We start from the raw sequence: 12560 nt of genomic DNA on the forward strand, positions 1-12560 counted from the left end.
ACCGCTGCAAGCCGACCGGCCCAGGCGTCCCGATGCAGGCCCCGGCCGGATCGGGGCGCGGCGAGTCGACCAGCCCGGCAGCGCCGGTGAAGACCCACCACGGACCGGCACGCGCCACCGCCATAACCCGCGCCGCCTACGCCGCCGCGCTGCAATCGATTCCGCGGCCGGTCCGCTCGATCTCGGTGCCGGTCGACCAGGCCTTGACCGTCCTCGGGGCCGCCGAGATCGGCGGCAAGACCGTCCAGTTCGGGACGCTCACCGAGGCCCCACGCCTGTGGGTCGCCTCCCCGACCAGGTCCCGCCGACCTTCGGCCACCTCACCGGCCTGGCCACCGGACAGCCGACCTTCCACGGGACCGACGAGCGGCATCTGTCCTGGACCCGAGCCGGCGACCACGCCGACCAGCTCCAAGCCCACGGCCTGGCCGTCTGGCACGACGCGCAGCGGACCTGCGAGGGGTGAGGGCGATGCGATACAAGGCGCTCGGCCGGGCCCGGGGGTCAGCCCGGGTCCACCACGTCTCGGACGTAGAACTTGTACCAGAGTCGGCACGGCGTCCCAGTGCCCGCGCCCATGGCCATACTGGTCGCGACCGAGGTGGCGACCTCGCCGTTCGAGCCGTGGTAGTCGGCCTTGTGGCGAGCGCGGTTGGAGTCGGCCGTCTCGGCCCAGCTCGCGACCTCGGCCCATGCGGCGACCTGCTCGGCGTCCAAGCCGAGGCTCTCGGCGTCGGCCGCCATCCGGTCGGCGGCGGCCTGCCCGTCGGTCTCGGTCCAGAACAGGTCGACCGAGTCGATGTAGCCGTCCCGGGTCGTCACCGTCATCTCCTCGACGCGGCCCGACCAGGTGCCGTGCGGCAGGTCGAGGGTCACGGTCGCGTCTTCCGGCACGGTGGCGACCACCATCTGGTCCGGTGGCAGTCCCAAGGGCTCTGATTCCAGCGGTCGCGCCAGATCCCATCGGATGCTGTTCTCATCGCCGAACACGGCGGCGCCTGGGCCGTCCTCGTCGTCGCCGACGCGGATCGTGCAGGCGGAGGCCGCGAGGACGGCCGCCGCGCACAGCCCTAGGGCCACCATTCGCATGGGCATGAGCACACTCTGCATGGGCACGGTCTCCTCGGCTGGGTGTTCATCGTATGCAGCGAGTGCACGGAGTGTGCACGAGTGCCGGGATTTCGAAGGGGCCGTCCTCGGAGGCTCGGCCGACCCGCCTCCGGCGGCCGACTCCGCTCTGATCCAGTATGGATATGAGAATGTGTCATACGGCCGCGGAGTCGGCTGCGCCATAGACAGGTGAACTTGATTCGCGTAGCTTGTTCGTTCGAGCAACCCACCAATACCGGGCTCCCACAACCTCCCCAAACAGCTCTCGCTGTGAGTCAAAGGAGCCTCACGGCATGGACACCCCAACGGCATCCGCTGCCGATTTGATCCAGAAAAGGCTGAAACTCGTGGGACGATTGGTATGACCGACCAACGGAGCCCCAATGCCTGACGACCAGTCCTACCTGCGAAACGAGTTCCGAGACACCCGGATCCACAACCTCATCCAAGCCCACGTGATCAACATGACCGCCCCGCGGCCTTCCAGACCGATGGAAGTGCCGCTGCCTCCGCTGCAGTGGAGCGATCGCGAGGAGATCCTGGAGGAACTCAAACGCCATCTGGCGGACGACTCACGATCACCCGTGGTCGTCACCGGCCGATCAGGATCGGGCAAGTCGGCGCTCGCCGCGAAACTCGCCCTCGATGCGCAGGACCGGTTCCCCGACGGCCAACTGTACGTCGACCTCGAATTCGAGGACCTCTTCACCGCCACCCGGTCGGCACTGCTCAGGCTCGGCCAGCCGAAGGAGCAGCTCGCCGACACCTTCGGCGGCCTGCTCGCGCACTACCGGTCGGCGACCAGGGGCCGGTCGATGCTGGTGGTCGTCGACGGCGCGCACGACGCCACCGAAGGACTCCACCTCGAACCCGCCTCGCCCACTTCGGCATTGATGGTTTTCGCGCTCCAGTCCTCCGCGGGGACCGAGGCCGCGCACTACCAGATCGGCGGCTTGGAGCCGGTCGCCGCCGCGGCACTCCTCGTCGACATGTCCGTGGGCGTCGACCTGGAACCCGCGACCGACCTCGTCGGCCACTACGGAACCCGTCCCGGGACCGTGCGCCGCCTCGCCGGACTGATCCGATCCAGGCGCAGGGGCCCCGAATCTGACGAGGACATAACACGATCACTCCTCGCCTTTCCGATTCCCGATCTCCTCGAAGCCACCTACCGCGCGCTCAGTCCCTCCGCCTCGTGGCTGTACCGCCTGCTCAGCGTCCTGCCCGGCAGTGAGTTCGAAGAGCCCGTGCTCGCGGTCTTCGACACCCCGGGCGGTAACCGGCAAGAGGCGTTCGAGGAGCTCGTCGACGCCCAACTGGTGACCCGGACCAGTTCGGGCCGGTGCCTGATCGAGCCGTCGGTCAGCCGCGACGCCTCCCGGCGGGCCGAGGAGGAGCAGGACCTGCTCCCCATCGAACTGCTCACCGCGATGCGGACCACGCTGCGGTGGTACCAGAAGCGGGCGCAACTGGCCGACAGGGCCGTGATGGGCCGGCGGCTCCGCCGCGCCCCCGTGCCCGACGACGTCCACCCTCCCGGATTCGACGGCGGCACCGAGGCTCTGGCCTGGTTCCAGGCCAACCACACGACGCTCGACGCCGCCGTCAGGATGGCCGCCGCCCACGGCTGGGGCGAAGTGGCCTGGGCCATCGCGGAGGCCATGTGGGCGTTCTTCAACAACGTCCCCTATCCCGAAGAGGCCGAACGCTGCTACGAGACCGCGGTCGGAGCGGTCGCAACACCGATCGACCGGGCCCGGATGCTGCTGTTCCTGGGCCGCACCCGACTCGACCTCGGCAAGTTCGAGAAAGCCGAAGCGGCGCTTCACGAATCACTGGAGACGGCGACCGACGAGGGTGACCGGCAACTGATCGGCTCGGCGATCGAACTGCTCGGTCGCGCCGGACACTGGCAGGGCAGGTACGCCGAGGCGATCGCCGACTACGAGCGGGCCCTCGAAATCGCCGAAGCGGACGGACGCGCGAGGGCGGCGGCCATCCAGCTCATGTACCTGGGCCGGGCGCACCGCGACTCGGGCGACCCCGAACGCGCCGAAGCCTACCTCGAACGAGCCCTGGACCGATTCGTCGAGATCGAGGACGGACGGCACGTGCTGCTGGCGGACGCCGATCTCGCGGTGCTGCGCGCCCTCCGAGGCGATCGCGGCGCGATGGACGAAGCCGACCTCCTCATCCGGCGGCTGCGCGAGGCCGGTCTGGCGCGCTTCGAAGGAGACGCGCACGAGCGACTGGCCTCGGTCCTAGAGGGAGAGGAGCGTCGGCGGCGGCTCGAAGCAGCGCTCGAAGCGTACGAACGCGTCAGCAGCATCGAGGCCAGAAGAGTCCGCCGGATGCTCCATTAGCCAAGCGTGCAGCGCCGCCGGGACGATGTCCAGGAGCTCGGGCTCGCAGCGGACCCGCATCTGCCGGTGCCGCGCGCCCTCGACGAGGATCTCGCCCTCGCCGGTGCGCACGCTGCGGACGAGGCTGTGCCTCCATTCCTCCCGCAGGTCTTCGAGGAGGCGGCGGGCCTCCTCGAACGGCACGACGTCGTCATGGCAGAGCAACACCTTCGCCAGCGTCAGCACCTCCCGGCTGTCGCATTCGGTCCTGGCGACCAGGGTGTCCGACGCTTCTCGGTGCACTGAGACCGGAAACCGCTCCCAGTGCGCCCGTCCCCCGCTGAAGCGGACGCGGAAGTTCCAGGCCGTGGTCGGTTCGCGATCGTCTTCGGCCCGCAGCAGGCCAATGTATTTCGGTCTGACCGGATTCTCCGGAGGTTCGAGGTCGAGCAATGCGTACGTCTTGGCGAACAGGGTCTCGCTGGGAGTGAGATCCCCGGCCAACTGCGTTCCGAGGTCGAACGGCTGCCCGCGTTCGATCGCGGCCCATATCTGCGGTTCGAAGGGCTTGCCGAACTCCAGCCCGGGCGTGGCCTTGCCGAAGTCCCACAGCGGCATCCCCGGAGTCATCTGGTCCCACCCGAAGGCTCCCAGGAGCACCGGTTTTCCGATCGCGGCGGCGTACTGCGTCACGGAGCCGCTGTCGCCGACGACCACGTCCGCCGCGAGCAGCAGCGCCCGCCAGAGGTCGTGCTGCGGCGGCATGATCAGGCCGTTGCGGAGCTGATCGGACAGCACGCCACGCAGCGACGCGCCGCGGCCGTTCTCGATGTTCGGATGGGGGACCACGCCGACCCTGAACCGGTCCATCGGCAGCGAGGCCAGCAGCTCCCGCACCAGATCGAGGCGACCGGTCCCGAAAAGCGATTCGTCACCCCAGGTGGAGGACACGACCACGAGCTTCTGGTCCCGCTTGATCCCCAGCGCGTTCCGATAGCGGCGGAGCCGCTCGCGGCCGCTGCTGAGGAGTAGTCGCTCCAGGCACAGATCGCCGACGACCTCGGCGGCCGGTACCGCTTCGGGGCAGTTTCGCCGCAGCAGCTCCATGGCGGCCTCGCCGGCCAACGGCAGCCAGTCCGGGATTCGCAGGCGCTCACCCTCCGGCGTCTCTTCTCGGTGGAGGATCTGCTGCGGGGCGAGCCCGTAGACCCGATCGTCCAGATCGGTCCGGGTCCGGTTGCTTCCGGCCCCGTGGGAGAGCCGCATGAACTTCGCTCCCGTCTCGAACAGCTCGGGCGACGGGCTGCAGGAGATGATCAGCGCCGGAGGGTCCGGCCGGACTCCGGACCAGGCGGTCTCGGGCAGCCCCTGCTCCCGGAGGAACCGGTGGGCCGCCGCCTCGAACTCCGAGCCGGGGATGACGCTGAACTCCTTGCCGAGGCGCGGATCCGGATCGAAAAGCGGCAGGACGTCCGAGACCAGCCGTGACAACGCTTGCTGGTTCTTTCCCGAGAAGATGATTCGGACCGGCTCTGGGAGAGTCGGGTCGTCCGGCCGGATGCTCATAAGCCTCAGCGTCCTCGGTTGAACGGGATTCGCCTTTGCCTGGCTGGGAACCAGATTACGCCCCCACCATTCGCAGTGGGACCGTGACGGCGACGCGGTGCGGAACCACGCGGGCCCCGACCGGTGGGGCCGCGGCCGAGTCACCGGGAACCGCACGGCGGCGAGCTATGCGAACATTGTGCTGACGCCGCACCCGGGGAGCCGCGATGACCAGTGAGTCGTTCACCCACTCGAATCACTTCGAGGGCAACGAGATCCGCAATGTCATCCAGGTCGGAAACGTCGAGAGGTTCGAAGTGCCGGTACCGCGCCCGCCGGACCCGCAGGAGGTGGATCCGCCGCCCCGGTCGTGGGTCAACCGCGACGCCGAACTCGAGGAACTGGAGCGGCACCTGGTCGCCGGCGACCTCGGGGAGCTGATGCTGGAGGGCCCCGACGGCGTCGGCAAGACCGCCATGGCCCAGATGCTCGCCGCCCGATTGGAGCAGCGCTTCCCCAACGGGCACCTCTATGTCGACCTCGCCGACGGCGATGTGAGGACCGCCGTCAAGTCGGTGCTGCTTCGAATGATGTTCCCGAAGGAGTGGCTCGCCGACGACTTGAAGGGCCTCCGCGGCCAGTTCGTCTCCTGGACCCGGGGGAAGGACATCTTGGTCGTCGTGGACGACGCCCCATCCCGCGAGGCGGCGCTGGCGCTCAAGCCCGCCTCACCGAGGTCGGCGCTCTTCGTGCTCGGGTACCAGTGGCCGGAGCACCCCCACTACCTGGTGCACACCGTGCGGGACCTGGAAGCCGAACATGCCGCCGAGTTCCTTCGCAATGCCTGCCCCGATCTCGGCGCCGCCGAGATCGACGAGCACATCGGCGGGCGGCCGTGGCGGCCGTCCGCGCTCGAAGGTCTCGTCGGGCTGATCCGGACGGCGAAGCGGAACGCCGGGCGGATCCCGCCGGGAGCGGCGACGACCGAGGAGATGCTGGAGGCCACCTGCCTGGGCTTGAGCAGGTCCGCGGAGTGGCACTACCGATTCCTGGACGCCCTGCCCGGGCGCGACATAGAGCCGGAGATGCTGGAGGCGATCGGGCTGGCCGAGTCGACGGCCCTGGCCGAGCTGGAGGACTCGAACCTGGTCGCCTCCGTCGGCGGCGCCCTTCGCGTCCGGGCGCGCCGCACCGAAGCCGGTCGGCCGGACGAGGACCTGGTGATGAGCCTCAAGCCGGTCCTCCACTACTACCTTCGGCGCGTGCAGTCGGCCGATCGGAAGGTCCAGGGCGAGGACCGCCTGCGGAAGGCCGAGGTCGCCACCTACACCGGCGCCTCCGGGTTCGAGAGGGCCGATGTCGCACTCAGGTGGCTCGACGACAACCGGAGCCGCCTCGTCGAACTGGTCCGGCTGGCGCAGCTCTGCGGATGGCGGACCGAGCAGTGGGCCCTCGCGGAGGCCATGTGGCCGCTGTTCAGCAACCTGCCGTATCCCGAGCTGGCCGAGCGGTGCTACGAGACGGCCCTCGACGGTCTCGACGAGGCGGTGCCGCAGGCGCGCGTGCTCATCTTCCTCGGCCGCGTACAGGTCGACCTGGGCGAACACGAAGAGTCCGAGTCGAACCTGAAGCGCGCGATCCGGCTCGCCGGCGACGACGTCGACCTGGTCGCCGCCGCCAAGGAGCAACTCGGGTGGCTCTACTACCGGCAGAAGCGCATGGACGAGGCCGAGGCCACCTATCTGGAGGGAAGGGAACTGGCGAGGCGGGAGCGCACGAAGGCCCTCATCTCGAAGCTCCTCGGGTTCATCCACCGAGACCAGGGGAAGGACCGGGACGCCCGGCTGGCGTTCTCGGATGCCCGGCCGCTGTTCCAGCAGTGCGGCGACGAGCGCAATATCGCGATCGTGGAGTTCGAGCTGGCCGCGCTGAGCGTGAAGCTCGACCCGGAGCGGCATCTTGCCGCAGCGGACGCCGCGGTCAAGCGGATCGGTGAAGGCGGATGGACGAAGCCGCTCGTCGGTGCGCTGAAGCGGCTAGGGTCGATCCTCGGCGGCGACGAGGGTCAGGCCAGGATCGACGCGGCGAAGGAGATCGAGCGCGGCTTCGGCATCGAGTCGTAGCGGGTGCGAGGGGTCCGCGGCCAGGGCTTCGTAGAGCACCGAGGGCAGCAGGTCGAGTTTCGTGGAATTCGCCTTGAGGCGGATCGCGATGCCGTCCTCGACGGCTATGAGGGCCTCCTCGGAGTCGGTGAGGACGCCGGCGACCCGGCACACCGGGTGCCGGGCGAGGATCGACCGGGCGGTTTCGGCGGCATCTCTCGCCGCCACCGGTTCACGGTGCCGCAGCAGGACGTTCGCTCCTTCTCGGAGCCGGGAGTCGCGGCAGGCGGTGTCGGCGGCCAGGTGCCCTGGGCCCGGCGCCGGAACCGAGGCCGGGTGGCGGGTCCATGAGGCCGAGGCGAGGTCGATCCGGCAGTGCCAGGCGGTGGTGGCGCGGCACTGCGGAAGCAGGTCGGGCTCGGGCACCGGGTCCGGTTCGGGCGCGCTGCGGGGCGCGAGGTCGAGCAGTTCGTAGGCCCGCCCGATGATCCGGGCCGATGGAGGCGTCGGCGGTTCGGCGAGCGCGTCGGCGTAGTCGAAGTCCGGCGGGCCGTCCTCTATGGCCTTGAGGATCTGGGGCGCGGCCGGGAGCGACCGGTCGAATCTCGGTGCGGCCCGGCCGAATCGGGCGAGCGGCATGTCCGGGGGCATGTTCGCGTAGCCGTAGGCGCCGATCAGGGTCGGGGCGCCGATGGTGGCGCCGAAGAAGGTGACCGAGCCGTGGTCGCCCAGGACGCAGTCGGCCGCGATGAGCGCCGCGCGCCAGCCCTCCTCGGGCGGGATCATGATCAGGCCGTTCTCCAGATACGGGCGGAGGAACCCGGTGGGGCGCGGCGGATCGGCGACCTCGTCGTTCGGATGGGGGATGTAGGCGAAGCGGAACCGGTCCATCGGGAGCTCGGCGAGCAACCGCTCGGGCAGGGTCTCGTCCTTCCGGCTGAGCGCGCTCCGGTCCCAAGTGGATGACAGGACGAGGAGGCGGTGCTCGGGTCCGATGCCGAGGGCCCGGCGGTATTGCTCGCGGTGGGGCGCGCTGAGCCGGAGCCGTTCGAGGCAGATGTCGCCGGTCACTTCGGCGTTCGGAACGGCTGCCGGGCAGTCGATCGCGAGCCTTCGCGCCGCGGCCGGGCCGGGGAGCGCCATGAAGGACGGGACTTCGCCGCCCGGGCCGAGGATCTGCTCCGGCGAGAGGCCGGAGACGCCGCTCAGCTCGGAGCGGAGGCGGTTGTGTCCGGCGCCGTGGGGCATTGCGATGACCGGGGCGCCGGGCTCGTAGAGGTCGGGGGTCGGGCTGGAGGAGATGACGAGGTCGGGCCCGCGGGTCTTGGCCGTGGCCCAGGGATGGAGGGTGATGCCGACGCTTCGGGCGAAGTCGTGGGAGCCGGCTTCGAAGCGGGAGCCGGGGATCAGGGCGTAAGCGATCTCCAGCCGGGGGTCGGGGGTGAGCAGCGGCGCGATGTCGTAGTGGAGCCGGGCCAGGGCCTGGGAGGTGCGACCGGCCAGGACGACGCGGCGCCGAACCGAATCCGAAGCGCCTGCGGTCCTGCGGTCCTGCGGTCCTGCGGTCCTGCGGTCCTGCCATCATTCTATTTCGCGGCGGCCCTGATCCTATGCAACGCGACGGCGTGTCGCGTTTCTGATCTTATCTTTCCGGGCGCCTTCCGGTATCCACGCGCTTCGGCCGCGACTCAGTGCGACCTTCGCCGCATGGCCGGTTCCGCGGAGTACTCGAAGCCCAACTGCTTATAGAGGCCGCGTCCGGACTCGGAGGCCAGGAGGTCGATCGTGGGGACGCCCCACTCCTCGTACCATGCCAGCAGGGCCTCCGTGCAGATCCTGCCGTAGCCGCGTCGGCGCCACCGCTGGTCGGTCGAGACGTTGAAGATCCAACCGAACCGGCCGGTCAGATTGCCCGGCGACGGGAGCCGCTCCTCGATCGTCCCCGACGCGCACGCCGCGAGCTCGCCCGGAGCGTCCGGTGCCTCGACCACCGTCACGGCCATCGTCGGTTCGGACTCGGACAGGCGGCGGCGCAGGAGCTCTGCGGTCGATTCCCTCCAGCCGTTGTCCGGGCATTCGACCCAGTTCTGGAGCATGACCTGGCGGAGCCGCACTATCTCGTCGATGTCGGCGGCCGCGGCGAATCTGGCGGTGACCATGCCCGAGAGCGTAATTCGCGCACCCGACCGCGTCGAGCCGAATACACCGCGAGCGCCGTGGCGAACAGCAGCGCTCCGGCCAGGGCACCCGCGGCCTCGACCGCGATCGCCGCGAACGGCTGCTCCAGCGTGTTCATGGTCTGGAACGGCGCGAACACCAGCGAGATGAACAGCCGCCAGCAGTTCCAGGCGAACAGGCTCCCCGAGCCGATCCACAGCAGCGCCATGGGAATCCAGGCCGGGACTCTGGAGCGGGCCCGGAGGAGGACCCACGCGCTCGCCGCCGCCGCCAGCGCCCAGAACGCCTCGTTGCAGAACAGGGCCGCGGTGTTCGGGTCCCCGGTGTCGTAAATGGAGTCGTTGACGAACACTTCCCCGCCGAGCAGCCAGTAGAGAGTGGTGGCGGCGACGACAAGCGCCAGGGCGATGCCGACCGCGGCGGAGCGCGACCGCGGCGGGCGATGGTCACCGGCGACACCCACGAACGCCGCCGGCCAGCGTTCACGCAGGTAGATCGGCCCGGCCACGGTCAGGCCCACGCCCATGCCGATGAAGCCGACGGCCACCAAGGTCAGTTCCCAGCTGTGGACGCCGAGCTCGACGTCGACCGGATCGCCCTGGGCGGGAAGGAACGCGCGGATCGCGTGGACCGGGATGATCGAGACCAGGAACCCCGCGGCGGTCCACGAGGTGAACACGACCATCCAGGCCGGGACGCGCCGCCCCCAGTCCTGGGCCAGCGCGAGCGCCACGGCCACACCGATGACGGCCATGCCGACGGTGACGGTGTTGATCCCGATCCAGTTCGCGGCGCTGGAATCGGGATCGACGCCGATGCCGAAGAACGCGGCGACGACCCAGTAGACCTTGAGCAGCAGGTACAGTGAGAGCGTTCCGGCGCCGAGGTAGCCGGCCGCCTTGCGGGCGAACGTCAGGCGCGGGCCGACGCCCGTGCCGGGCGCGGTGGGGGCAGATCCGGTAGGCATGGTTCGAGCTTCGCCGGTTCGGCGGCCCCGCTCCTCCCTCCCATGGGGGAATCCCCTGGCCCGGCGAGGGAGACCCGGCTCACCGGGGCGAAGCGCCGGTCGCGAACACTTAGTGGGTTCCTCTGTGGCGCAGAACATGCCATCATGTGCACATGACTCGCCGCCCGCGCAATCTGAGTCCCGAGGAGCTCCGCTTCATCCCGCAGCGGCCGGTCCGGTGGATGTCGCCCAAGACCCTCGCCGAGACCGCCGCCCGCTTCGGGCTGGCCCGGCTGCTCGGCGGCTATCTGGACAAACGCGAGATCTTCGCCAGCCGCAAACAGGGCGTCTTCGAGCACGACCGGGACGAGGAACTGTGGCTCGACTACGTCGCCGACATCGGCGACGGCTTCAACGCCACCTACTCGATCGCCTACCTCCTCGCCCAGAACCGCCTCAAAGTCGGCGGCGAGGACCTGCCGCGGGGCTCGGTCCTGATCATGGGCGGCGACGAGGTGTACCCGGCCGCGAACTGGCGCGAGTACGAGCACCGCATGAAGGGCCCCTACGAGGCCGCCAACCCCGCCTCGGCGGTGTCGCTGTACGCGATCCCGGGCAACCACGACTGGTTCGACGGCCTGACCGCCTTCGGCCGCCAGTTCATCGAGGGGCGCTCGTGGGGCGGCTACAACACGGCGCAGACGCGCTCCTACTTCGCGCTGCGGCTGCCGCACCGCTGGTGGCTGTTCGCCGTCGACGCCCAGTTCGACGCCCACCTCGACCGGCCCCAGCTCGACTACTTCAGAGAGGTCGCCGAGCAGCTCGAACCGGGCGACCAGGTCATCCTGTGCGTGCCGCAGCCGTCGTGGGTGTGGACCGCCGACGACCCGAGCTCCTACGACCGGATCGACCACTTCATCCGCGACGTCGTGGCCGGACGCGAGGCCGAGGTGCCGCTGATCCTCACCGGCGACCGGCACCACTACGCCCACTACGAGGAGATCGAGGGGACCAGGCACCTGGTGACCGCCGGAGGCGGCGGGGCCTACCTCTCGCCGACCCACAACCTCCCCCAGGAGCTGACCGCGCCGCGCAAGTCGGTCTCCGAACCCGACGCGAACCAGCGGCACTACAGCCTCACCGAGACCTATCCGAGCCGGCCGCGATCGCTGCGGCACGCGTTCGGGATCTTCGGGCGGCTGCCGTGGCTCAACAAGGGGTTCACGCTGCTGACGGGCGTGATCATGCTGGTCGCGACCGTCTCGATCATGGAGGGCACCGGCACGTTCGTGGCCGCCGCCGCGGTGCTGATGGCCGCGGGTGTCGGCTTCGCCCACCCGGGTCCGGGGACCCGCAGGTTCACCCACTACACGCTCGGGCTCTGCCACGGGGCGTGCCAGGCGGCCCTGGCCTGGGCCGGTGCGCAGGCGCTCCGGGACACCCCCTGGTCGGAAGTGTGGCCCTACCTCGTCTACTTCCCGGTCGCGGGCCTGGTGAGCACCTGGCTGGTCGGGCTGTACCTGGTGGTGGCCAACCGGTTCGGCGTCAACGCCAACGAGCTGTTCGCGGGGCTGTCGATCGTGGACCAGAAGTGCTTCCTGCGGATCAGGATCAACCGGGACGGCGCGACCGTCTTCCCCGTGGCGCTCGACCGGGTCGGCCGGGAGTGGGTCTGCGATCCCGACGGGGCGGAGACGGACTCGTGGGTCAAGCCCGCCGAGCCGCTGGAGCCGCACCTGATCGAGCCGGGCTACTCGGTGTCGAGCTCGGGGCCGAGCTACGAGCCGACGCCGCGCCAGAGCCCGATGCAGCGCCTGGTCGCGCAGGCCGGGGAGTGGTTCAACCTCCGCGGTTGACAGCGTCCTCCGAACGACCCCGGATCCCCCGCCGGTGCACCGACCTCTACGGCGACCGGTGAACCGCCGCTACCCCAGTGATGCCGACTCCTCGGCGGTGAAGGCCCGCAGAACGCAGAATTCGTTCCCTTCGGGGTCGGCCATGACGACCCACGACGAATCGCCCTGCCCGAGGTCGACCCTCGTGGCGCCCAACGCTTCGGCGCGGGCGACCTCTGCCGCCTGATCGTCCGGGCGCAGGTCCAGATGCAGCCGGTTCTTGATCGCCTTCCCCTCCGGAACCCGCAGGAACAGGATGTCGGGCGAAACGCCGTCCTCCGGGCTTCCCTCGGGCGGTTCGAGGACCGTCTCCTCATCGTTCTCGAGAGTGATGCGCCAACCGAGGAACTCGGCCCACCAGGCCCCGAGCTTCCGCGGATCGGAGCAGTCCACACAAATACATTGCCATCTGACAGTCATTCGGACACGATAGCCGCTCGCT

The 12560-nt window shown here is 69.8% G+C and carries 11 protein-coding genes; 4 read left to right on the forward strand and 7 right to left on the reverse strand.

Translation table 11 applies throughout. The annotated features are described in order from the left end of the window. Window positions 1-136: 136 nt before the first annotated feature. Window positions 137-262: a hypothetical protein gene (locus JFB92_RS26120; RefSeq protein ID WP_269847892.1), complete on the reverse strand. Its 126-nt coding sequence runs from the start codon at window positions 260-262 to the stop codon at window positions 137-139. Between the two features lie 15 nt (window positions 263-277). On the opposite strand from JFB92_RS26120, the gene JFB92_RS10710 reads away from it, so the two are divergent. Then, a complete protein-coding gene (locus JFB92_RS10710) occupies window positions 278-466 on the forward strand; it encodes a hypothetical protein (RefSeq protein WP_199037938.1) in 189 nt (62 codons plus the stop codon). A 38-nt stretch (window positions 467-504) separates the two neighbouring features. On the opposite strand, the gene JFB92_RS10715 is transcribed toward JFB92_RS10710, so the two are convergent. After that, a complete protein-coding gene (locus tag JFB92_RS10715; protein WP_199037940.1) occupies window positions 505-1110 on the reverse strand; it encodes a hypothetical protein in 606 nt (201 codons plus the stop codon). 383 nt (window positions 1111-1493) lie between these two features. Between JFB92_RS10715 and JFB92_RS10720 the strand changes: the two genes are divergently transcribed. Beyond that, window positions 1494-3473 carry a tetratricopeptide repeat protein gene (locus JFB92_RS10720; RefSeq protein WP_199037942.1) on the forward strand — a complete coding sequence of 660 codons (1980 nt, stop codon included), beginning with the start codon at window positions 1494-1496 and terminating at the stop codon, window positions 3471-3473. Here the strand turns inward: JFB92_RS10720 and JFB92_RS10725 are convergent. Further along, entirely contained in the window at window positions 3372-5018 is a 1647-nt protein-coding gene (locus JFB92_RS10725; RefSeq protein WP_199037944.1) for a UDP-N-acetyl glucosamine 2-epimerase, read from the reverse strand. The genes JFB92_RS10720 and JFB92_RS10725 overlap by 102 nt on opposite strands. A gap of 206 nt (window positions 5019-5224) precedes the next feature. On the opposite strand from JFB92_RS10725, the gene JFB92_RS10730 reads away from it, so the two are divergent. Then, a complete protein-coding gene (locus tag JFB92_RS10730) occupies window positions 5225-7120 on the forward strand; it encodes a tetratricopeptide repeat protein (protein ID WP_199037946.1) in 1896 nt (631 codons plus the stop codon). Here JFB92_RS10730 and JFB92_RS10735 read toward each other — a convergent pair. The 3 genes from JFB92_RS10735 to JFB92_RS10745 all read right to left on the reverse strand — a co-directional run bounded on the left by JFB92_RS10735 (window position 7034) and on the right by JFB92_RS10745 (window position 10244). Next, window positions 7034-8347, reverse strand: a complete 1314-nt coding sequence (locus JFB92_RS10735) for a hypothetical protein (protein ID WP_199037948.1) — start codon at window positions 8345-8347, stop codon at window positions 7034-7036. The two genes, JFB92_RS10730 and JFB92_RS10735, sit on opposite strands and share 87 nt — an antisense overlap. 440 nt (window positions 8348-8787) lie before the next feature. Beyond that, window positions 8788-9258, reverse strand: coding sequence for a GNAT family N-acetyltransferase (locus JFB92_RS10740; RefSeq protein WP_199037950.1), 471 nt, complete (start codon window positions 9256-9258; stop codon window positions 8788-8790). Then, window positions 9213-10244, reverse strand: coding sequence for a hypothetical protein (locus tag JFB92_RS10745; RefSeq protein ID WP_199037952.1), 1032 nt, complete (start codon window positions 10242-10244; stop codon window positions 9213-9215). Before JFB92_RS10745 ends, JFB92_RS10740 begins: the two co-directional genes overlap by 46 nt. A 152-nt stretch (window positions 10245-10396) precedes the next feature. On the opposite strand from JFB92_RS10745, the gene JFB92_RS10750 reads away from it, so the two are divergent. Then, complete coding sequence (locus JFB92_RS10750) at window positions 10397-12079, forward strand: hypothetical protein (protein WP_199037954.1); 1683 nt, start codon at window positions 10397-10399, stop codon at window positions 12077-12079. A gap of 69 nt (window positions 12080-12148) precedes the next feature. Here the strand turns inward: JFB92_RS10750 and JFB92_RS10755 are convergent, their stop codons facing one another. Continuing rightward, window positions 12149-12538, reverse strand: coding sequence for a VOC family protein (locus tag JFB92_RS10755; RefSeq protein ID WP_199037956.1), 390 nt, complete (start codon window positions 12536-12538; stop codon window positions 12149-12151). Window positions 12539-12560 lie beyond the last annotated feature (22 nt).

The sequence above is a fragment of the Glycomyces salinus genome (genome assembly GCF_016428645.1).
Taxonomy (GTDB): domain Bacteria; phylum Actinomycetota; class Actinomycetes; order Mycobacteriales; family Micromonosporaceae; genus Glycomyces; species Glycomyces salinus.